The following is a 21,882-nucleotide window of genomic DNA, read 5'->3' on the forward strand; positions in this document are numbered from 1 at the left end:
GAAAAGCTTTTATTTTTATTAATAGTTAATATTATAACCATTATTTAATTTATTAACAATAGCTTCCTTTTCATCTCTTTTAATAAATTTATTATCCGTATATTTTAAATTTTTATATGCTACTGAAAGCATTAATTTTATTCTATTTAACTGATTTACTTCACTTGCTCCAGGATCATAATCTATAGCTGCAATATTTGCTCCTGGATAAACCCTTTTAAGTTCTTTAATCATTCCTTTACCAGTTACATGATTGGGTAAACATGCAAAAGGTTGCATACATATTATGTTTTTAACCCCACTTTCTATAAGTTCTACCATTTCTGCAGTTAAAAACCATCCTTCTCCAGTTTGATGACCTAAAGACAAAATTTTAGATGCACCTTCTGCCAACCTTTCTATTCTTACTGGTGAAGTAAATCTAATACTATTTTTTAATGCTTCCTTAACTTCTTTTCTATAAAACTCCATTACTCTTATAGCCACATTACCCATAATAGCTAATATTTTTCTACCAGATAAATATTCATGTTTAAAATTTGCATCATATCCACAATACATGAAAAAATCCAATAAATCTGGTACTACTGCTTCCGCTCCTTCTTCTTCTAATATGTTAACAACATTGTTATTTGCCGTAGGATGAAATTTAACTAATATTTCCCCCACTACTCCTACTTTAGGTTTTAATACATCTTGAATTTCTAAATTGTCAAAGTCTGAAACTATATTGTACACATTTTCCTTAAATTCTTTTCTACTTCCTGTCCTTATGTTATGTTTACATTTATCCATCCAACTTCTAAATAACTTATCAGTGGAACCAATTGTCTTTTCGTAAGGTCTTACTCTATTTACTACTCTCATTAATAAGTCTCCATAAATAAGAGACATCAGACCTTTGTTTACAAGGCTTAAAGACACTGTAAATCCAGGATTTTTTTCCAATCCAATTACATTTGCAGAAATTACAGGTATATTTTTAAATCCAGCTTCTTTCAACGCTTTCCTCAAAAAACCGATATAATTTGTAGCCCTACATCCTCCCCCTGTTTGAGATATTACAACGGATGTATTACATAGATCATATTTTCCGGATTTCAATGCTTCTATAATTTGTCCAACAACTATTATAGATGGATAACAAGCATCATTATTTACGTATTTTAATCCTTCATCAATTGCTTTTTTATCTACAGATGGTAAAACTTCTAAATTATATCCTGCTCCAATAAATGCTTCTTGAACTAATTCAAAATGTATAGGCGCCATTTGAGGACAAAGAATCGTATGATTTTTTTTCATTTCTTTTGTAAAAACTATTCTTTTATCACCTTCCCCTATTTTGTGAGGTTTAAATCCACTCTTTTCTCTTTCCTCCATGGCTGCCTTAAGAGATCTTATTCTAATCTTTACAGCTCCTAAATTACTTCCCTCATCTATTTTAAGTACAGTGTATATTTTCCCATACATATTTAGAATTTCTTGTACTTGATCTGTAGTTACTGCATCTAAACCACATCCAAAGGAATTAAGTTGTATAAGCTCTAAATTACTACTATCTGCTACATAACTTGCTGCCTCATATAATCTTGAGTGATATACCCACTGGTCTACCACTCGTAAAGGTCTTTCTACTTTTCCTAAATGTGCAATTGAATCCTCCGTTAGAACTGCAATACCAAAAGAGTTAATTACTTCTGGTATACCATGGTTTATTTCCGGATCAATGTGGTAGGGTCTTCCTGCAAGTACTATGCCCCTTTTACCAGTTTTATTTAAATACTCTATAACCTCTAATCCTTTTTTTCTTATATCCTCTTTTATCCTACTATCTTCTTCATAAGCTTTTTTCACCGCATTTATAATTTCAGTTTTTGATACATTAAAATCTTTTAATTCATCAAATAATCTTTCTACCAGCTTTCTTTTATTATCTAATGGTAAAAATGGGCACATATACTTAATATTTCTTTCTCTTAATATATCCATATTATTTTTAATTACTTCTGGATAAGAGGTAACCATAGGACAATTGAAATGATTATTAGCTTCACAAAACTCTTTTTGTTCATACGGTATACAAGGATAAAAAATAAAATCAACATTTCTATTTACCAAACTCATTATATGACCATGAACAAGTTTTGCAGGATAACATGCAGACTCTGATGGTATAGTTTCCATACCTGATTCATACAGTTTTTTTGTTGTCCTTGGAGAAACTTCTACCCTAAACTTTAACTCTGTAAACATAGTAAACCAGAAAGGGTAATTTTCATATAAATTAAGTACCCTTGGTATCCCTACAGTTCCTCTCTTAGCCTTTTCTTTTGCTAAGGGTTTATAATTAAATACCTTATTATATTTATACTCATATAAATTAGGCATTTTATTGTCTACTAATTCCTTTCCTTCTCCTCTTTCACATCTATTTCCAGAAACAAACTTTGTTCCATCGGAAAATTTATTAATAGTTAGCAAACAATTATTAGCGCATTTTCCGCATCTTTTCATAGAAACAGATGTTTTGAATTCTTCTAATTGTTGTAAAGTAAGTAAAGTTGTCTTATGTCCTTTAATAAATCTTTCTTTAGATATTAAAGCAGCGCCAAAAGCTCCCATTAGTCCAGCAATTTCTGGTCTTACAACTTCTCGTCCTGAAACTTTTTCAAATGCTCTTAGTACAGCATCATTATAAAAAGTTCCCCCTTGGACTATTATTTTTTTACCAAGTTCATTAGAGTTTCTTATTTTTATAACTTTAAACAATGCATTTTTAATAACAGAATATGATAATCCCGCAGATATATCCCCTATAGAAGCCCCTTCTTTTTGAGCTTGTTTAACTTTTGAATTCATAAATACTGTGCATCTAGATCCTAAATCTACTGGATTTTTAGCTAATAAAGCTGTTTCTGCAAAATTTTCAACCTTTATATTTAAAGAGTGTGCAAAAGTTTCTATAAATGAGCCGCATCCAGAAGAACATGCTTCATTAAGCATAATACTATCAATTACCCCATCTTTTATTTTTAGACATTTCATATCTTGTCCACCAATATCCAAAATAAAATCCACTCCGGGTAGGAAAAAATCTGCTGCCCTGTAATGTGCAATAGTTTCAACTTCTCCTATATCAACAGATAATGCAGCTTTTATTAAAGCTTCTCCATATCCAGTAACCGCTGAATTTACTATATTGGCTCCTTTTGGTATCATTGTATATAATTCTTTTAAAATATTCATAGCAGAATTTAAAGGATTTCCTTTATTGCTTCCATAATATGAATAAAGTAAATCACCATTGCAATCTATTAAGGCTGCCTTTGTAGTAGTAGAACCTGCATCTATTCCTAAAAAACAATCCCCTTTAAATTCATTTAATGTTTTTCTATTTACTGTATAATTATTGTGTCTTTTCCTAAATTTAAATAATTCTTCCTTATTAGGGAATAAACAATCTACTTTTTTAATATCATCACTTATGTAATTATCTAAGTTGTCAAGTTTTATAATCAAATCTTTAAAATTAATAGCTTCATTATTTTTTGAAGAAAGTGCAGCTCCCATAGCTACAAATAACTGTGAGCTTTCTGGAAAAATAACTTGGTTAGGAGTTAATTTTAAAGTATCTATAAATCTTTTCCTAAGCTCAGATAAAAAGTACAATGGTCCTCCTAAAAATGCTACATTACCCCTTATCACTTTTCCACAAGCAAGCCCACCAATTGTTTGATTAACTACAGCTTGAAATATCGATGCTGCAATGTCTTCCTTTGCAGCTCCCTCGTTTAATAACGGTTGTATATCAGTTTTAGCAAACACTCCACACCTAGCCGCAATAGGATATATAACTTTATAATTTTTAGCAAGATTGTTTAGCCCAATTGCATCAGTTTCAAGCAAGGCTGCCATTTGATCTATAAATGCTCCTGTACCTCCAGCACATGTCCCATTCATCCTTTGATCTAATCCACCTCTAAAGAATGTTATTTTTGCGTCCTCTCCACCTAATTCTATAGCTACATCTGTCTCAGGTATTAATTCCTCAATGGTATTTGTACAAGCTATTACTTCTTGTATAAAAGGTATGTTTAACCATTGTGATATGGATAATCCTCCTGACCCAGTTACCATAATAGTTATATCCTCATTGTCTAAGAACTCATAGGTATCTTTAATTAATTTTATCATTGTACTTTTTATATCTGAAAAATGTCTTTCATATCTACTGTATACTATACTGTTATCATGTAATACAACGATTTTTATAGTGGTAGATCCAATGTCTAAACCTAAATTCAATACTTTTTTCATAAATTTATCACCTTTTACTAAAATAATAAAATTTTAATACTTATGCTATAAAAAAACTTATGCTATAAAAAAAAGCCATATATTATAAAATATATGGCTATTATATACTTTTAATTACCTTAAAGCAACTAACAGTAAAGACTGATTTTTTCTTATTTAAGCTAGTTATCTATGCTTTTTCTTCTTAACAACTTTGAGTCTAAAGAAATCTTCTCTTTCCTTTTCCTCTAACACTTCGCCAATACTTTTTACTATAGCCTTAAATCTAGGGATTTGTATATTTTGAAGTGCATTAGCTCTTTTTTGAGTTTTCTTTATTTCCATAGCTAATTTATATACTGCATTTTCTACTTCTGCTAATTCATAAATAAGAAATTTTACTTCATTAAATTTTTCATATGCTATATCCATTGCAGAATTTGTTCTATAAAAACTATATCTAGGATCTATACTCTTTTTTTCAAAAGTTATGTGTGGTACTTCTACCCCCATAACTGATTTAAATATTACTTTATAATCATCTGACTCAGGTATTGTCATAGCTATTTGCTCTACTTCATGTATTCCCATAGTAATATTAGCTTTTCTCAAAGCTTCATAAGCTTCACTAAATGTAACATTAATTTTTTCTTGAAGTTTTTTAGCTCTATCCACATAGGACATCATTTCTCTTATAAGGACATTTCTTTTTTTGTCTAAAAGATCAAATCCTTTTTCAGAAAACTCTAATGAACTTTCTGCACTTATAAGGTTAGCCTTAGTTGGTGCAATATTTTCCATTAGCCTTCACCCCTATAGTATTTATCCAAAATTTCTGGATCTACTCTATCCAATTCTGACTTTGGAAGAATTGAAATAATATCCCATCCTAAGTTTAGAGTTTCTTCTATAGTTCTATCCTCATTAAATTGTTGTTTCAAAAACTTATTTTCAAACTCTCTGCCAAACTCCATATATATTTTATCTATATCAGATAATTCATCCTCACCTATAACCTGCGCTAAAGCTATAACATCTTGAACATGAGAATAACTAGAAAATATCTGATTAGACACATCTGCATGATCCTCTCTAGTAAAACCTTCCCCTATACCGTCCTTCATAAGTCTTGAAAGTGACGGAAGTATATTTACTGGAGGATATATATTTCTTTGATATATACCTCTACTTAATACTATCTGCCCTTCTGTTATATACCCAGTTAAATCTGGTACAGGATGAGTAATATCATCATTAGGCATAGTTAATATAGGTATTTGAGTAATGGACCCTTCTTTTCCTTCCATCATTCCAGCCCTCTCATAAAGAGATGCCAAATCTGAGTAAAGATATCCCGGATACCCCTTTCTACTAGGAACTTCTTCCCTTGATGAAGATAATTCCCTTAAAGCTTCACAGTAACTTGTTATATCAGTCATTATAACAAGAATGTGCATTCCTTCCTCGAAGGCTAAATACTCTGCTGCTGTCAATGCACATCTAGGAGTTATTATTCTTTCAACAATAGGATCATCTGCTAAATTTGTAAACATAACAACTCTTTCAAGTACACCAGCTTCTTCAAAACTCTTCCTAAAAAAATCTGCATCATCATGTTTTATTCCCATAGCAGCAAAAACTATAGCAAATTTTTCATTTTTATCACTACTTATTTTAGCCTGCCTTACAATTTGAGCCGCTAATTCATTATGAGGCATACCATTTCCCGAGAAAATAGGGAGTTTCTGTCCTCTTATTAATGTAGTTAAACAATCTATAGAAGATATACCTGTTTGAATAAAATTTCTAGGGTATTTTCTTGCTACAGGATTCATAGGTCTTCCATTTATATTGTATTTTTTATCACTATATATTAGGCCTCCTCCATCTATTGGCTCTCCAACTCCATTAAATTCTCTTCCTAATACATCTTTAGATAAACTTATAGTAAGAGGTTTTCCCGAAAATGATACTGCAGCATTATGAATGGAAATGCCAGTAGTAGGTTCAAACACTTGTATTATAACCTTATCCTTCTCTATTTGTACTACTTTACCCTTCTTTTTTTCTTTGCCATCTATTAAAATATCAACAATTTCATCATAAGCTACATTTTCTACATCTGACAAAACAATTAATGGCCCCTGCACTTTTTCTAATACTAAGTATTCCTTTTTCATCCTTTATCCCCCCTTACTGCTGTTTATACTGATTTATAAGTTTTTTGTAAAAACCCCTTATTTTCTCTTCTAATTTATCTATTCCTGAAAGATCATCATTTGGTATATTATATTTCATTTTATTTAATTCCTCTACTATTTCCCTATCCTTAACCTTAGAAATAGGTACGCCCAATTTTATACATTCATATGCATTATCATAAAATATCTCCATTACTTTCAGCATTTTATATTGTTTTTCTATTGGTACATAAGTATCGTCTTTATGATAAGCATTTTGTTGCAAAAATCCTACTTTTAGTATTTTAGCAACTTCCAATATAAGTCGTTGATCATCTGGTAATACATCCTCTCCAACTAACTTAACAATTTCTTGAAGTTTGTTTTCCTCAAATAGTATTTTAAGCATTTTTCCCCTAAGTTCTAGCATATCCTTAGAAATATTATCTTCATACCAATCCTCAAGCATAGATATATATCCGCTATAACTAGATAGCCAATTTATTGCAGGATAGTGTCTTGCATAAGCTAATTTTCTATCCAAACTTAAGAATGCACTAACGAATCTTTTAGTATTTTGTGTCACTGGTTCTGAAAAATCTCCTCCTGCTGGGGATACTGCCCCTATAACTGTAACAGAACCTTCCGTATCATTTAAATTTTTTGTATAACCTGCTCTTTCATAAAATTCCGCAATTCTAGATGGTAAATATGCAGGATATCCCTCTTCTGCTGGCATTTCTTCGAGTCTACCAGATATTTCTCTTAAAGCCTCTGCCCATCTTGAAGTAGAATCTGCCATGATTGCAACATGGTATCCCATATCTCTGAAGTATTCAGCTATAGTTATTCCAGTATATATAGATGCCTCTCTTGCTGCTACAGGCATATTAGATGTATTTGCTATAAGCACTGTTCTATTCATAAGGGAGGTATTTGTCTTAGGATCTACTAATTTAGGAAAATCCTCTAATACCTCAGTCATCTCGTTTCCTCTTTCTCCACAGCCTATATACACAATAATATCTGCATCAGACCACTTTGCTAATTGATGCTGTGTCATTGTCTTTCCCGTACCAAATCCTCCTGGTATAGCAACAGTACCACCTTTAGCTATAGGGAAAAAACTATCTAGTATTCTTTGTCCTGTTATAAGTGGCACTTCGAGTCTTTTTCTTTCTTTTACTGGTCTTGCCTTTCTTACAGGCCACATTTGATATAATTTTAAATCATATTCCTCTTGTGAATTTTTAATCTTTACAACTACTTCCTCTATGTTATAATTTCCATTTTCCTTAATCCATGTTACCTTTCCATTGAATCCTGGTGGAACCATAAGCTTATGCTTTATTAAAGTACTTTCTTCAACCTCTGCATATATATCTCCTTCTTTTAACTCCTCTCCCACCTTAACAGTAATAACAGTATCCCACTTTTTTTCTGTATCTATGGATATAAGTCCAATGCCTTCTGGAATAAAACCATAAGAAATCTTATTTATCCTTTGGAGAGGTCTTTCTATACCATCAAATATATTTCCTATAATGCCTGGACCTAACTTTAAGGAAAGTGGCATGTTAGTCGATACAACCTCTTCTCCTAAAGTTAAACCGGAAGTTTCTTCATATACTTGTATGGTAGCAAAGTCCCCTTCTAATATTATTATTTCCCCTATTAATTTTTTATTTCCTACCATAACCATTTCTCTCATTTTAAAATTTGCAACACCTTGTGCTTTAACTACAGGACCGTTAATACCTATAATAACTCCAACCTTATCCAAAACTACCCCTCCTTACTTAAAAGCTTCTGTAACTTTTATTCCTACATTTTCTTTAAAAGCATATATTTTACCTGCTAAACTATTATCTATTCTCATAGTTCCTTCTTTGTCCTGTAATATAAACCCACCAACAATATCATTATTTATTTTCTGTAAGGAGAAATTTTCATTTAAAAGCTTTTTTATCTCTTCTCCATATTCTATAAAATCTTTCCCATTTAAATATACATCATATTTTTTATCAGCATACTTACTATTTAAATCTTCTATTTGAGAATATAATATCTTCTTATAATCTTGTGTCTTAGTAAATTCTTTAAGTTTCATAGTAATACTTTCTAATTGTTCATTTATTAAATCATCTTTTAACTTTAATATTTCTTTTTGTCTAGTAAGTTTTGCCTTGGATATTATTTCATTTGATTTTACTCTTGCTTTCCTAGATATATCTCCTATGCTTTTTTCTTTATATTCGTTAGCCTTCTTTTTTTCGTTATTTATTATTCCCTCTTTTTCCCTCTCAAAGCTTTTTATCTCTTGCTCTATTTCTCCATCTATTTTATCAAAAACTATTTTAGAAAAAAGTTTTATTTTATCATTTATAGTGGTCATACATATCACCTCATATCTTAAGACCTATGGCTTCCCTTACATATCTTAAAATTGAATCATCCTTTTTTATACTACCATGTCTATCTGGTATCTCCACCACAAGGGGGAAATACTTAGAAAGTTTTATCTCTCTAATTTCATCTTTTATTAATGCTCCTATTTTTTCTGTCAGTATTATAGTACCTATATCTTTATCTTTTAAAATAATATCTAGATTTTTTAATACTTCCTCCTTAGAATGAACTACTATACCATTTATTCCTGAAACTCTTAATCCAACAAGGGTATCTATATTATCGCTTATTAAATATGCCTTCATAACAATTACCCTCTTTATTAAAGTTTTGCTAATATCATTATAGAAATAATAAGTCCATAGATGGCTATACCTTCGGCAAGTCCTACATATATTAATGTCTTACCTAAAATCTTAGGATCCTCCGATACAGCACCTAATGCTGATGATCCAACAGCTCCAACTGCATATCCTGCCCCAATAGTGGCAAGTCCAGTACAAAGGGCTGCTGCAATATAACCAAGTCCTGTGGCAGTTCCTATAGCTGCTTCGTTAGCTGCATGTACAATATTTGGTACCATAAAAATAATGGCTGCACTCATAACAGGAATAAAAGTAGCTAAATTTATTTTTAATGCCTTTCTGATTTTTCCTTTTCCCTCTATATCTTCTTTACATCTTACTACAAATCCATAAACTAAAGTTCCTATTGTTATAGCAAAAGTTAAAATTAATAAATATATCATAATTTTTACCTCCCAAATTTACTATTCATTTAATTTTATAGGCTCAAACTTAATTCCAGCACCATCATAATACTTACTAAATAGTTCATAATACTCAAGTCTTAACCCCTGTATAAATACAATCAATCCTTCTAAACCTATTATAACCACATTACCAATTATATACATTAAAATACTTCCAAAACTACTTTTCATCATTTGAGCAATAGATGCAAAAGCTATAAACAAACCTACGTGATTAAGGGCAAACGCTCCCACTCTTATAAAAGATACAGTATTTGAAAACATACTTAAAAGAGTCTCTATTACTCCAAATCCACCCTCAACAAAATAATCACTTTTGCTGTCAGTGTATAATGGTCTTTTATTTAATATTAAATTACTTAGTGGTTGTTTAAATACCATTGCAAGTAATAAAGCTATAAAAAGAATCATCCATACTTTTGTAGACATAGTATTTATGTTTTTAGCTTTTTTAAATGCAAAAACTAATAATAAAATATAAAAAGTTAGCCCAATTATTCCATCCTTGCCAAATACACCATTCTCTAAATCTTTACGTTTAAAGTTATTTATTAAACTGTATATAAATCCTATTATTAATAAACCACACCCAAAGACTATAGCTGATAATAGTATTTGTCTTATATTTTCCATAGGTCTTATAATTAATGGTTTAATTACATCCTCAAATCCAAAAATACTTCCGTATGCTAAACCAAATATACTTGAACTTATTCCAATTCTTGATAGTATTCCCCCAATATTTTTTTTATCAAGTTTATACTTTAAATATAATCCTGCTAATAAAAATACAAGTCCTTGTCCTAAATCACCAAACATTGCGCCAAACATCACCATATAGCTTATAGCTAAAAAAGAGGTTGGATCTGACTCAATATAAGATGGTATTCCGTACATACCCACCATGGTTTCAAAAGGTTTTACAAGAGCATTGTTTTTTAATTTAGTTGGAGGAATTATATTTTCGTTTTCTATTTGGTTCGTTTCTTTTTCTATTATTATTATTTCATCCCCAAAATACTCTAACTTGTTTTTAAAATTATTTAACATACTTTTAGGTACCCATCCACATAAATAGAAAAATTCATTAGTAGATGCTGTTTTATCCTTTAAACTTGAAGTTTTAGTTTGAAGTTCAAAACTTGTTTTTATTACTCCTATATCATTATTATTTTTTTTATAAACCTCTTCTATTGCCTTATTAATGTTATATATTTCCTTATTCAAATCTTTTAGTTCTTCTTGTAAAATTTTCAGTATGTTATCTGCGGTTCCCTTATATTCTTTAGGTAAATTTAGCTCCATACAATTTAAAGATCTAAATACTCTATCATTTTCCTTTTCCAGTAAAGCAGGTACAAAGGCTATTATTATTTCATAATCTTTATCTTTATAAAGTACTTTTACTATGGATTGAATGTTTTCATAATTGTTCTTAAGTTTAGCACTGTTTTCTATTGATATTTTATATATTCTTGCATAGAAATTTTTTAAATTATTAATATCCTCCAAAGGTACATCTATACCCTTAAAATAACTAATATTTTGTACGTATTGTTCCAATTTTTCTTTTTTGTTTTTATTTTCTGATAATTTTTTATATAATTCTTCAAATTTTAAAGTTACTTCATCTACTTTTTTCTCAAGTTCTTCATAATGCATTATTAGTTCTTCCTCATTTACTTCTGTCACCTTATCTATTTCTATCATAGTTAATAATTTTTTAAGCTTTTTGTCTATAATAGAATAATCTCTTTGATGAACATAAGGTCTGACATAATTAAGGTCTACTAATGCATCTAAATTATCTTCTGTTGTGGATATAGTAAAATCTATGGTATTTATCTCGTCCATAGCATTAACCGGATGAAGTGACTTAGATAAAACTACATATTTAGCCACTTGTTCTAATACTTCCATAGGACCAACCACATTTACCATAGTCATTTTCTCTATTGCCACAAGATCACCTCTCATTCACACAGTAATGGTTACATATCTAAAGGCCTCTTCGTTATCTATACTATATCTTTTACTTTCTATTATAGAAACTACATCTCTTATTTCTAATAGCGCCAGCTCTAAATATGACATAACCACAGATATATTATTCCCATGTGTTTTTTTGTACTTCAAGTACACCCTTTTCATATAGGTTAATATATCCTTTTCTATTAAATATTCTTCCTTTTCCCCATCTCCAAAAACATTTTTATACGGAGTTGTACTTATAATAGAAAACATCTCTTCTGTATCCTTTGAATAACAAAGCTTCTTTAATGTATCTGATTTTAATTTATATCCATCATATATAGTGTAATTTAAAAGTTCCTCCGCATTAATCTTATAATACTTTTTCCCTCTAAATATCCACTGTATATTTAATAAATCACTATAAATTCCAATAAGTTTTTTTATAATTTCCTCATCCTCTTTATTTAGTTTTTTAGAAAATTTTCTTAAGCTACTAAAATAAATAAAATCTAATGTCATTTCTATTCTAAAAAGTCCTTCTTCTTTAACAGAATCTAATAATGGATGAATATGCTTATAATATTGGGTATTTTTCAATACCTGTACTGCTGAATATATATCCTTTGCCTTTATAAGATCATCATAATTTATATAATTTAAAGGACTTTCATATGTCATAATAGATTCTATATATTCTTTTTCTTTATCAGCGTATTTACCTCTTAATATAACCTTTAAATCCTCTATTTCAAATCTCATAAATAATATTTTAAATAATCTTTTATAATCTCCTGAAAAATAATGACTTAATTTATAAAAATCCTCTATATAATGTTTCTTTAATATATATTCAAGTTGTCCCCTATGAACAGTCTCCACGTTATACCCCTTTAAAGCATCCTTATAATCAGTATTTTCTTTTAGGTATCTAAGGGCATCTGTATAACTTTTGCTTTCCATAAGCTTAGAATACTGTTCCTCTGTTAATAACTTCCCTTCAAGTGTTTTAACTTTGGTATTTACAGCTGCATATTTTGCTATACTACCCATTTTTACTCCTCCTTATAGGAGCTTAATACTTCCTCCACAATATTATTTGTAATTTTATCTTTAACCAAATTATATTTTGAAATCAGTCTGTTTTTTTCTTCCTCCTTTTCTTTAGTTATTCTTTCAGCCTCTTTTTTTGCTTCCTGAATTACTTTATTTTTTATATCTAGTCTATAGTCCTCTATTTCTTTATCAACCTCTTTCTTAATATTATTTAATTCAATTTTAGCCTCTTGCTTCATTTTTAATAGTTCTTCTTTTTTAACCTTTTTATAATTTTCTGCATCTTGGTCTATAGAAATTATTTTTCGTATCGTAAACTCCATCTATTTCACCTCATCTTTGCTAATAATATAATGTCTATTTTACATTCATTATATATAATTGCAAACTTAATAATCAAAGATTATATGAGATATATTTAGCTAAGTAATAAATTTCACATAAAACATGGGGTTTTCCAGGTTATATTAGCTATTATTAGATAATATTACCTTTTTCATCTACTTTAGCTTTGTTAATATTCTGTAAACCACTCAAAGCATTGATACGACTGGATTATAAAACTATTTCCTATATGTAAAATAGTTTTTAACAATATGTTAATTTGCTTCATATACTAAACTATAACTTTATTTGGAAAATTAATTAACATGAGGTGATCATGGTGGATAAAGTAACAGTAAGTAATATTTGTATGAATTATCATTCAATAAAAAGTTCAACTAAAGCTTTAGAAAATATATGTTTCTCTGTAAAAGATGGAGAGTTTTTAAGCATAGTTGGCCCTTCTGGTTGTGGCAAATCAACTATTCTAAATATAATAGCAGGACTTTTACCCCCCTCCTACGGCCACGTTTATATAGATGGTGAATTAATTAATAATGTATCCACTAAAATAGGATACATGTTTCAAAAAGACCAACTTTTTGACTGGTTAACAGTTTGGGATAATATACTCCTTGGTTTAAAAATCCAACATAAGTTAACTGATGAAAAAGTAACCACTGTAAAACAACTACTGAAAGATTATAACTTATGGAATTTTATAAATCATCATCCAAGTGAACTATCCGGTGGTATGCGTCAAAGAGTAGCTCTCATTAGGACACTTGCCCTTAATCCAGATGTTCTTCTTTTGGATGAACCCTTTTCTGCACTTGACTATCAAACCAGATTAAATATAAGTGACGAAATATATAAAATATTAAAGAAGCAAAATAAAACAATAATAATGGTTACGCATGATTTATCTGAAGCCATCTCTATGTCTAATAGAATAATAGTTCTTTCAAATAGACCTGCTAAAGTAAGAAAAGAAATGTCTATAAATTTTGGTCCAGAATATGATTCTCCATTGAAATGTAGAGAAGCTCCTAAATTTAGATTGTATTTTAATGAATTATGGGAGGAGTTGAATTCCCTATGTTAGATTTTGAAAAAGAACACGAATTATATCTAAAAAGTATAAAAAAAAATAATAATAAAATAAAAGTAACTAGACTTTTAATATTAATACTTTTTTTCGCATTATGGGAGTTAGCTGGAGATTTAAAATGGATAGATCCATTTCTTACAAGCACCCCCTCAAGAATGTGGAAAAGCTTAATAAAAATATATAATGAAGGAACTTTATTTACTCATATATGGGTAACTTGCTTTGAAACTATACTAGGATTTCTTTCAGGAACAATTTTAGGTACTCTAATTGCCATTTTGTTATGGTGGTCTGATTTTCTATGTAAAGTCCTAGACCCTTATTTGGTAGTTTTAAACGCTCTACCTAAAGTTGCATTAGCACCTATTATTATATTCTGGGTTGGTAATGGTAAAACAGCTATAATATTAGTGGCACTTCTTATATCAATTGTAGTAACCATTATAAGTGTGCTAAATGGATTTAATGAAGTTGACAAAGATAAAATCAAACTTTTAAAAACTTTTGGAGCAACAAAATTCCAAATACTAAATTATCTCATTATTCCTGCTTCAATTCCAACTCTTATATCTGCTTTAAAAATTAACGTAGGTTTATCATGGGTTGGAGTTATAATGGGAGAATTCCTTGTAGCAAAAGAAGGATTAGGTTTTTTAATTATATTTGGTGGACAAATATCCCAACTAGATATGGTAATGATGAGTATAATCATACTTTCAATTATAGCCTATATAATGTATGAATCTGTGGCTTTTTTAGAAAAGAAATTAAAATGACACAATAAATATTAATATGTGAATAACTAATAGCTTTTTGGTTAATATTTCTAATGTAATATTATTCACTATTCTAAAATATATTTTATTAATCTCATTATTTGTTTTTTTACAAAAGGAGGATTAAAAATGAACTATTTCCAAAAAGCTAATGATTATTATAATTTAAAAGATTACAAAAGAGCTATTGAATTATATCAAAGATCTATTGAATTAAAGGAAAATGAGGCTGCATCTTTATACAATTCCGCTGTATGTTTTATAAAATTAAAAGAATATATAAAAGCAATACACCTTTTAAAAGCCGCAATTTCATTGAAAAATGACAGCAAATATTATTTTAATCTTGGATATTGCTATGCTATGTTAAAAAATAATAGAAAAGCCCTTATATACTTTAATACAGCATGGTCTTTAGATAATAAAGATGAGGATTGTGAAAAAGCTATAAACTTAATAATAAATACTTATAAGAAGAAAGTCTAAAAGTTTGTGAAGAAAATCTTCACAAACTTTTTTATATAAATCAATATAATAATTCAAAATTATATTTTTCTGATTTTAAATATTCTATTATTTTAGGTAATGCTTGTACTGTGGTTTCTTTTGCTGGAGCATCATGCATTAATATAACTACATGTTCTTTACCATCACAAGAATTTTTTACATTTTCTATTAGTTTATCAACATTAACATACTTAGCCTCAGCATCCCCGTTTAAAGCATTCCAGTCTATATATTTATAACCATTATTTTTTATAGCTTCTTTATAAGGATTTAACGTATCTCCAAAGGATCCACCTGGAAATCGTATAAACATACTTTTATACTTTTCTTTTAATATTGATTTTATAGTCTCATCACACTTTTTAACATCATTTATAAAATTATCTACACTTGAATACAAATAATTATAATCATGGCTATAGGTATGGTTACAAATAGAATGACCTTCTTTTTTTTGTCTTTTAACTATTTCAGGATTTTCTTTTGCTAATTCTCCAATTAAAAAAAATGTAGCCTTAACATCATATTCCTTTAATATATCTAATATTTTAGGTGTCAATTTTCCAGATGGCCCATCGTCAAAGGTTAAATATGCAACCTTTCTTCCATCGCTTTTATATGGATTAACTATAGGTTTAGTGACTTCTTTTTTTCCCTCTGTTCTATTATTATTTTTTATAATGTTATCCCTTGTAGAATTATAAGAGGTACCAACTATTATACTCTTATGTTTTCCTATATAACTTCCAGCTATAAATCCTATACAATAAACAAATAAGAATATTACAAGGAACTTTATAAATGTTAATTTATTACTCTTAACATTATTTTTCAAACCACCATCCCCTTAAAATCCTTAAAGTAATATTTACCACTCACCTGCAATATTATAATCTTTATGGTCCAATTCAAATCTTCTACTATTGAAGTAGTTTCCTCCCTTATAAAATGTGGTATCAACATTTATCCATTTATTTTCCTCTTGAATATATACTTGATTCCATGCATGACTTACCCAACTTACTCCATTAAATCCTTGACCAGTAATTAATCTAACTTTTATATTATTAACTCTACACATAGCCACATACAAGCAAGCATAATCAAAACATATCCCCTTTTTAGTTTGAAATGTAGATATGGCTCCAGACCTTACATCAAAATCATTATTTAAAACCTTAACCGCTTTATCATGATCATAAGAAATATTATTTCCTATCCAATTATATAGTATTTTAGCTTTCCCTTTAGTAGAAGATTCCCCCTCTACTAAACCTTTTGCAAAAATATTTATTTCATTATTGGATTTTACCCCTTCATTTAAAGTTACACCATTGTAATAAACTATTGTTTTACCACTTATATTTTTATTTGGTGTATCTTTTATATTTTGTGATTCCTTTACTACTATTTTAAAGGAGTTATTTAGAATATCTGGAAGTTTTCTTGCAAGTTTTGAGTTAGTAACGGGTATAACCACTTTTTTACAAACGTAATTATATGTATTGGAGGATTCTAAATACTTATTAAATGCTTCATTTGTGTAAAAAATAGATAGTATATTTAACATAAGGGTTACAAGCAATATATATCCTACGGCCTTAGGAAATTGAAATAATGCTCCTATAACACTTCTAAATATATTACTCTTTTTTCTTAAATATGACTCTACAACATCTAATAAAGGATATAAAGTAATGGTATTTAAAAAATATAATATTAAAAATAACAACTTATAAATCAAAAATATAATTATAGGTACTATAATTATATATATAATAAAAGGCTTACTTTCTATGTACCTTATTATATTCACAGGAATAATTTCATATATTATTCTATAGATACCACCATCATGTTGTATAAAAATCTTTTTGCTATAATATATTCCTAAATATAGGGATGCAATAAATGATATACTTCTATTTAATTCTTCTAAATCAAGCTTCATATCTTTAGAAGAATATTTAAATAAAAAACCTCTAATTATAGGATATATAAAAACTATAATCAAAATTGCAGTTATAGGGTTTATCTTTTCCATTTAAAACACTCCTTTAGCCGTAAAAGAATTTATTCATAAAAATCATTCTTTATTATTTTATTTAAAGTATGTTTTACATCCTCAAAATTGTATCCTTTTCTTATAAGAAAATCCCCTAATTTTTTATATATTTTATGTAAATCACTTTCTCTTTTTATTATTTGATTATACTTACTTTGTGCTAATTTTAATAATACCTGATTTTCTATATTTGTATCTATATTATATATTTTTTCTTTAACTATATCCTCTGCTATTCCTTTTTGAAGTAATAAAAATTTTATTTTATTTTTACCTGTATTTCTTATTTTTTCTTTTATATACATGTCTGCATACTTGGAATCATTCAAAAAATTATAGTCTTTAAGAAATTTAACTACCTTATTTATAGTGTCATTACTATAACCTTTGTCTTTAAGTTTACCATAAATTTCCTTTTCAGTCTTGTATTTTTTCTCTAAGGATTTTAAAGCATCATTTTTACACTTTAAATAATTATCCTCTTCTATTATTTTACCTATATATTCTATATCTATTTTGCTTTTACTTTTTAGATTAAACCTATATATTATCTCTGCACTACATGCAAATAAAAATTCTTCGTCTACATATACATTAACTCTACTTTTATTTCTTTTTTGTACTTCAATTTTAGTTATAGTTCTTTTGCAAATATTATTATCTTCCAATATTATTTTCCTCCAGAGTTAATTATTATTTTTTAATACATGTATAGTTGGATTATTTAAAACCTTGTTTCCAACAGCATATATGTCCTCTCTTTTTATATTATCTAACCTTTTCATATCTTCTATGAATTCATAGATATTTTCTCCGTCTATTATTTGGTGAATAACATAATTACTTAAATCTGTTGGGTCTTCTAGTGTAAATACTACTGCTGTTTTTAATACCTTTTTCATTAATTTCATAGTATCCTCATCAAAAACTGTCTTTTTTTCCTTTATATCTTTTATGCAGTTATTTATGACATCGATAGTTTCATTTATACTTTCCTTTGCAACCGCCGTATATAGGTATAATGATTTTACAGAATTAGTAGTATCAAGACTTGTATATACATCGTAGGCTAACCCTCTCTTTTCTCTCAATTCCCTAAATAGAATAGAATTTGTACTATCTCCAAATTTATGGTTTAAAATTTTAAATGCTAACTCTCCATCCTTATCTAAATCATGAAAAGTAAATAAATATACTATTGTACTTTGTTCTATATCATTTTTGTAAGACCTAAAAACACCAGGAACATTTTTTTCAATCAAAACTTTATTTCTGGTAAATTCCCTCTTTTCCCAAGAAGTTAAATATTTATTTACTAATTCTTTTATGTACAAATGATCAAAAGGTGATACAATACATATATAGCAATTATTAGGTACATAGAATTTATTATAAAAGTCCATTAAATTTTTTCTTGTAAAAGATTTAATATGTGATTCAGTGCCTAATGTATCATATTTTAATGGACTTTTCTTATAGGCTACTTCATTTATCCTTTTAAATGTAATATCTTCTATATCATCTTTACTTGTCCTTATTTCAGCTAGGATTACTTCTCTTTCTTTTTTTATCTCTTCTTCTGGAAATATAGATTTGGTTACCATATCACCTAAAAGTTCCACTGAATTTTCTAACTCATCACATAGTGCAGTAATACTATATATAGTACAGTTATGATCAGTATAAGCATTATACTCTCCACCAATATTTTCTAAATTACTATTGAGTCTTTCATTACTTCTAGTATAAGTTCCTTTAAATAACATGTGCTCTATAAAATGAGAAATACCTCTATTATTATCTTCTTCATATAAAGATCCAATTTTTATTCCTAGATGCATAGAAAATAGTTGAGTGTCCTTTTTTATTGATACTAACTTTATTCCATTGTCTAACAAGTGCTCCTTAGAATCAAACATTAAATACTCTCCTTTAGTATAAAATTTCAAATTTAATAATGTCTACAATATAGCATAAGAATATTACTATTACAATATTATAGAGAAAAGTAGATTTAGTACTTTTTTCATGTAAAATTCCTTCATTTTACAGAGTATTAAATAATGCTTTTTATTTTAATTGACTTATTTATAAATATATATTACACTATAAAAAGGCTTTTTAAATAGCCAGACAGTTCGAAACCATCCTGTCTTAAAACAAAACTATGGAGGTATATACGATATGAAAATAAAAACTAGATATTTAGCGATTAGCTCGCTTATTGCTGCAATTTATGCGGTAATAACCATGTTTTTAAGTTATCCAATGAGCTATCAAGCATCTCAATTTAGAGTTGCGGAAGCATTAACAATTCTTCCCTTTTTTTCATCCAGTGCCATTCCTGGATTATTTTTAGGTTGCATTATAGCTAACATTTTAAGTCCTGTAGGACCATTAGATATAATCTTTGGTTCTTTAGCTACTTTAATATCTGCTATAATTACCTATAATATAGGTAAAAGCAAATTAAAATGGAAAATATATCTAGCTCCGTTGCCACCAGTAATTGTTAATGCACTGATTGTGGGATTTTTATTACACTATACTATAGGTTGGCCTTTAGTTATTACTATACTTCAAGTAGCTTTAGGAGAACTTCTTTGTTGTTATGGTTTAGGCTTACCATTATTAGTATTTATTAAGAAAAATAAGGAGCTGCAATTTTTTTTAAAATAGATAAAAGTAAGACATGGATAGATTTTAAAAAGCAAAAGGCAGTAAATACTGACTTTTGCTTTTTATTTGAAAAAATAATTTTATAATTATCTCATATATACAAATAATAAATTTATATACTTATAGAAAGAGGAATGATAATATAATGAAAAATACAAAGTTTACAGACTTACAACTTAACGAAATGGTATTAAAAGCAATTAATGATTTAGGTTTCGAAGAACCATCACAAATTCAAGCAGAAGCTATTCCTGTTGTATTGGAAGGTTACGATATAATTGGTCAGGCACAAACTGGAACTGGAAAAACCTTAGCTTTTGGAGCCCCTGTTATAAGTAATATTGGAAATACCCATAATTCCATACATGCTTTAATTCTTGCTCCTACAAGAGAATTAGCTATTCAGGTTACGGACGAATTATCCCGCCTATCAAAATATACTAAAACACGTTTACTTCCTATCTACGGAGGACAGCCAATAGACAGACAGATTAAATCTTTAAAAAGAGGTGTAGATATTGTTGTAGGTACACCTGGAAGAATATTAGATCATATAAATAGAGGAAGTATTAAATTAAACAATGTAGAATTTTTAGTACTAGATGAAGCAGATGAAATGCTAAACATGGGGTTTATAGACGATATAGAAACTATAATTAAAAATATAAACTCTGAAAGACAAACACTATTGTTTTCTGCTACTATGCCTACGGCTATTAAAAAATTAGCTTCTAAATATATGAAAAAAGATACAAAACATATATCTATAGCTAAAAACACTGTAACAGTTGATAAAATAAAACAATATTACTATGAGATAAAACATAAAGATAGATTTGAATGTCTTTGCAGAATATTAGATTTAGATGAACCATCAAGTGCAATCATATTTTGCAAAACAAAAAAAGGTGTAGATGAAGTAGTGGAAACTATGCAAATGAGAGGTTATAACGTTGAAGGTATGCATGGAGATATGAATCAAAATCATAGAATAAATACCTTAAGAAAATTTAAAGATGGTTCTTTAGACTTTTTAGTTGCTACTGACGTTGCTGCAAGAGGTATAGATGTAGAATCAGTATCCCATGTTATAAACTATGATTTACCACAAGATACAGAATCCTATGTTCATAGAATAGGTAGAACTGGTAGAGCAAATAAAGAAGGAATTGCCTACTCATTAGTTACCGCAAAAGAATATATCATGTTAAAACAAATACAAAAATATACAAAAAGTAAAATAAAAAGAAAAGAAATTCCTACAATAGATGAAATTTTAGAAGCTAAACATAAGACTATATTAAAAGATGTAAAAAACACTTTAGAAAATGATGATTTTAAAACTTTTATACCTTTGGCTATGGAATTAGATGAAGAGTATAATCTAGTAGATGTTGCTGCTGCACTAATGAAATTAATGTTTGATGAAAAATTAAGCTGCGAATACTCAGAAAATGCTATAGCATCTTCTAAATCTGTTAGGTTATTTTTAACAGTAGGTAAAATTGATAAACTTACACCTAAAACTTTATTAAAATTTATATGTGATAACTCTAATGTTAATTCCGCCCATATCGGCTCTATAGATATTTTGGAGAAATTTTCATTTATTGATGTAGATGAGGAATGTGTAAATAAAGTTATAAATAGCTGTAATGGTCTTAAAATTAAAGGTAGAAAAGTAAAAATAGAGATTGCTAATAAGAAAAGATAATCTTGCAAAATATAAGGAG

19 protein-coding genes are annotated in these 21,882 nt (G+C 28.4%); 5 read left to right on the plus strand and 14 right to left on the minus strand.

The window, feature by feature from the left end:
- Positions 1-18 precede the first annotated feature (18 nt).
- From EJL03_RS04635 to EJL03_RS04680, 10 genes are all read right to left on the minus strand, one after another.
- Positions 19-4,320 (minus strand): 2-hydroxyacyl-CoA dehydratase, encoded by a 4,302-nt coding sequence (locus EJL03_RS04635; RefSeq protein WP_125152795.1) that lies wholly within the window; start codon positions 4,318-4,320, stop codon positions 19-21.
- 165 nt (positions 4,321-4,485) lie between these two features.
- On the minus strand, positions 4,486-5,100 hold the full coding sequence (locus EJL03_RS04640; RefSeq protein WP_125152796.1) for a V-type ATP synthase subunit D: 615 nt from the start codon (positions 5,098-5,100) through the stop codon (positions 4,486-4,488).
- Complete coding sequence (locus EJL03_RS04645) at positions 5,100-6,479, minus strand: V-type ATP synthase subunit B (RefSeq protein WP_125152797.1); 1,380 nt, start codon at positions 6,477-6,479, stop codon at positions 5,100-5,102. The genes EJL03_RS04640 and EJL03_RS04645 overlap by 1 nt, the downstream gene beginning before the upstream one ends.
- A gap of 13 nt (positions 6,480-6,492) precedes the next feature.
- Positions 6,493-8,262: a V-type ATP synthase subunit A gene (locus EJL03_RS04650; RefSeq protein ID WP_125152798.1), complete on the minus strand. Its 1,770-nt coding sequence runs from the start codon at positions 8,260-8,262 to the stop codon at positions 6,493-6,495.
- Positions 8,263-8,274: 12 nt separating this feature from the next.
- Positions 8,275-8,874, minus strand: coding sequence for a V-type ATP synthase subunit E (locus EJL03_RS04655; RefSeq protein ID WP_125152799.1), 600 nt, complete (start codon positions 8,872-8,874; stop codon positions 8,275-8,277).
- A gap of 10 nt (positions 8,875-8,884) precedes the next feature.
- Complete coding sequence (locus tag EJL03_RS04660) at positions 8,885-9,193, minus strand: V-type ATP synthase subunit F (RefSeq protein WP_125152800.1); 309 nt, start codon at positions 9,191-9,193, stop codon at positions 8,885-8,887.
- Positions 9,194-9,210: 17 nt separating this feature from the next.
- On the minus strand, positions 9,211-9,636 hold the full coding sequence (locus tag EJL03_RS04665; protein ID WP_125152801.1) for an ATP synthase subunit C: 426 nt from the start codon (positions 9,634-9,636) through the stop codon (positions 9,211-9,213).
- Positions 9,637-9,657: 21 nt separating this feature from the next.
- The gene (locus tag EJL03_RS04670) at positions 9,658-11,622 is read right to left on the minus strand and encodes a V-type ATP synthase subunit I (protein WP_164508997.1); all 1,965 of its coding nucleotides are present in this window, start codon (positions 11,620-11,622) and stop codon (positions 9,658-9,660) included.
- A 15-nt stretch (positions 11,623-11,637) separates the two neighbouring features.
- Entirely contained in the window at positions 11,638-12,684 is a 1,047-nt protein-coding gene (locus EJL03_RS04675; protein WP_125152803.1) for a V-type ATPase subunit, read from the minus strand.
- A gap of 2 nt (positions 12,685-12,686) precedes the next feature.
- On the minus strand, positions 12,687-13,010 hold the full coding sequence (locus EJL03_RS04680) for a hypothetical protein (RefSeq protein WP_125152804.1): 324 nt from the start codon (positions 13,008-13,010) through the stop codon (positions 12,687-12,689).
- 341 nt (positions 13,011-13,351) lie between these two features.
- On the opposite strand from EJL03_RS04680, the gene EJL03_RS04685 reads away from it, so the two are divergent.
- The 3 genes from EJL03_RS04685 (at position 13,352) to EJL03_RS04695 (ending at position 15,384) form a co-directional block, all read left to right on the plus strand.
- Positions 13,352-14,116, plus strand: coding sequence for an ABC transporter ATP-binding protein (locus EJL03_RS04685; protein ID WP_125152925.1), 765 nt, complete (start codon positions 13,352-13,354; stop codon positions 14,114-14,116).
- The gene (locus EJL03_RS04690) at positions 14,110-14,898 is read left to right on the plus strand and encodes an ABC transporter permease (RefSeq protein WP_125152805.1); all 789 of its coding nucleotides are present in this window, start codon (positions 14,110-14,112) and stop codon (positions 14,896-14,898) included. The genes EJL03_RS04685 and EJL03_RS04690 overlap by 7 nt, the downstream gene beginning before the upstream one ends.
- A 129-nt stretch (positions 14,899-15,027) precedes the next feature.
- Positions 15,028-15,384 carry a tetratricopeptide repeat protein gene (locus EJL03_RS04695; protein WP_125152806.1) on the plus strand — a complete coding sequence of 119 codons (357 nt, stop codon included), beginning with the start codon at positions 15,028-15,030 and terminating at the stop codon, positions 15,382-15,384.
- A gap of 40 nt (positions 15,385-15,424) precedes the next feature.
- On the opposite strand, the gene EJL03_RS04700 is transcribed toward EJL03_RS04695, so the two are convergent.
- Genes EJL03_RS04700 through EJL03_RS04715 form a run of 4 tightly spaced genes read right to left on the minus strand, consistent with a single transcriptional unit; the run spans position 15,425 to position 19,389 of the window.
- A complete protein-coding gene (locus EJL03_RS04700) occupies positions 15,425-16,240 on the minus strand; it encodes a polysaccharide deacetylase family protein (protein ID WP_125152807.1) in 816 nt (271 codons plus the stop codon).
- 33 nt (positions 16,241-16,273) lie between these two features.
- Positions 16,274-17,449 (minus strand): transglutaminase-like domain-containing protein, encoded by a 1,176-nt coding sequence (locus EJL03_RS04705; protein WP_125152808.1) that lies wholly within the window; start codon positions 17,447-17,449, stop codon positions 16,274-16,276.
- A 29-nt stretch (positions 17,450-17,478) separates the two neighbouring features.
- Positions 17,479-18,138, minus strand: coding sequence for a recombination regulator RecX (recX, locus tag EJL03_RS04710; protein WP_243108645.1), 660 nt, complete (start codon positions 18,136-18,138; stop codon positions 17,479-17,481).
- Positions 18,139-18,156: 18 nt separating this feature from the next.
- Positions 18,157-19,389: a M16 family metallopeptidase gene (locus EJL03_RS04715; protein WP_125152809.1), complete on the minus strand. Its 1,233-nt coding sequence runs from the start codon at positions 19,387-19,389 to the stop codon at positions 18,157-18,159.
- 265 nt (positions 19,390-19,654) lie between these two features.
- On the opposite strand from EJL03_RS04715, the gene EJL03_RS04720 reads away from it, so the two are divergent.
- Both EJL03_RS04720 and EJL03_RS04725 read left to right on the plus strand, forming a co-directional pair.
- On the plus strand, positions 19,655-20,149 hold the full coding sequence (locus EJL03_RS04720; protein WP_125152810.1) for a QueT transporter family protein: 495 nt from the start codon (positions 19,655-19,657) through the stop codon (positions 20,147-20,149).
- Positions 20,150-20,294: 145 nt separating this feature from the next.
- Positions 20,295-21,863, plus strand: coding sequence for a DEAD/DEAH box helicase (locus tag EJL03_RS04725; protein ID WP_125152811.1), 1,569 nt, complete (start codon positions 20,295-20,297; stop codon positions 21,861-21,863).
- Positions 21,864-21,882: the final 19 nt, after the last annotated feature.

It is taken from the genome of Clostridium rectalis, from assembly GCF_900626095.1.
In the GTDB taxonomy this organism is placed as follows: domain Bacteria; phylum Bacillota; class Clostridia; order Clostridiales; family Clostridiaceae; genus Clostridium_AS; species Clostridium_AS rectalis.

What these genes read in the sequence shown, in the direction of transcription:
- EJL03_RS04660 (WP_125152800.1), bottom strand. Translation starts at nt 9,193, where the DNA reads ATGAAGGCATATTTAATAAGCGATAATATAGATACCCTTGTTGGATTA.
- EJL03_RS04635 (WP_125152795.1), bottom strand. Translation starts at nt 4,320, where the DNA reads ATGAAAAAAGTATTGAATTTAGGTTTAGACATTGGATCTACCACTATA.
- EJL03_RS04680 (WP_125152804.1), bottom strand. Translation starts at nt 13,010, where the DNA reads ATGGAGTTTACGATACGAAAAATAATTTCTATAGACCAAGATGCAGAA.
- EJL03_RS04655 (WP_125152799.1), bottom strand. Translation starts at nt 8,874, where the DNA reads ATGACCACTATAAATGATAAAATAAAACTTTTTTCTAAAATAGTTTTT.
- EJL03_RS04640 (WP_125152796.1), bottom strand. Translation starts at nt 5,100, where the DNA reads ATGGAAAATATTGCACCAACTAAGGCTAACCTTATAAGTGCAGAAAGT.
- EJL03_RS04715 (WP_125152809.1), bottom strand. Translation starts at nt 19,389, where the DNA reads ATGTTTGATTCTAAGGAGCACTTGTTAGACAATGGAATAAAGTTAGTA.
- EJL03_RS04705 (WP_125152808.1), bottom strand. Translation starts at nt 17,449, where the DNA reads ATGGAAAAGATAAACCCTATAACTGCAATTTTGATTATAGTTTTTATA.
- EJL03_RS04675 (WP_125152803.1), bottom strand. Translation starts at nt 12,684, where the DNA reads ATGGGTAGTATAGCAAAATATGCAGCTGTAAATACCAAAGTTAAAACA.
- EJL03_RS04645 (WP_125152797.1), bottom strand. Translation starts at nt 6,479, where the DNA reads ATGAAAAAGGAATACTTAGTATTAGAAAAAGTGCAGGGGCCATTAATT.
- EJL03_RS04695 (WP_125152806.1), top strand. Translation starts at nt 15,028, where the DNA reads ATGAACTATTTCCAAAAAGCTAATGATTATTATAATTTAAAAGATTAC.
- EJL03_RS04720 (WP_125152810.1), top strand. Translation starts at nt 19,655, where the DNA reads ATGAAAATAAAAACTAGATATTTAGCGATTAGCTCGCTTATTGCTGCA.
- EJL03_RS04665 (WP_125152801.1), bottom strand. Translation starts at nt 9,636, where the DNA reads ATGATATATTTATTAATTTTAACTTTTGCTATAACAATAGGAACTTTA.
- EJL03_RS04725 (WP_125152811.1), top strand. Translation starts at nt 20,295, where the DNA reads ATGAAAAATACAAAGTTTACAGACTTACAACTTAACGAAATGGTATTA.
- EJL03_RS04690 (WP_125152805.1), top strand. Translation starts at nt 14,110, where the DNA reads ATGTTAGATTTTGAAAAAGAACACGAATTATATCTAAAAAGTATAAAA.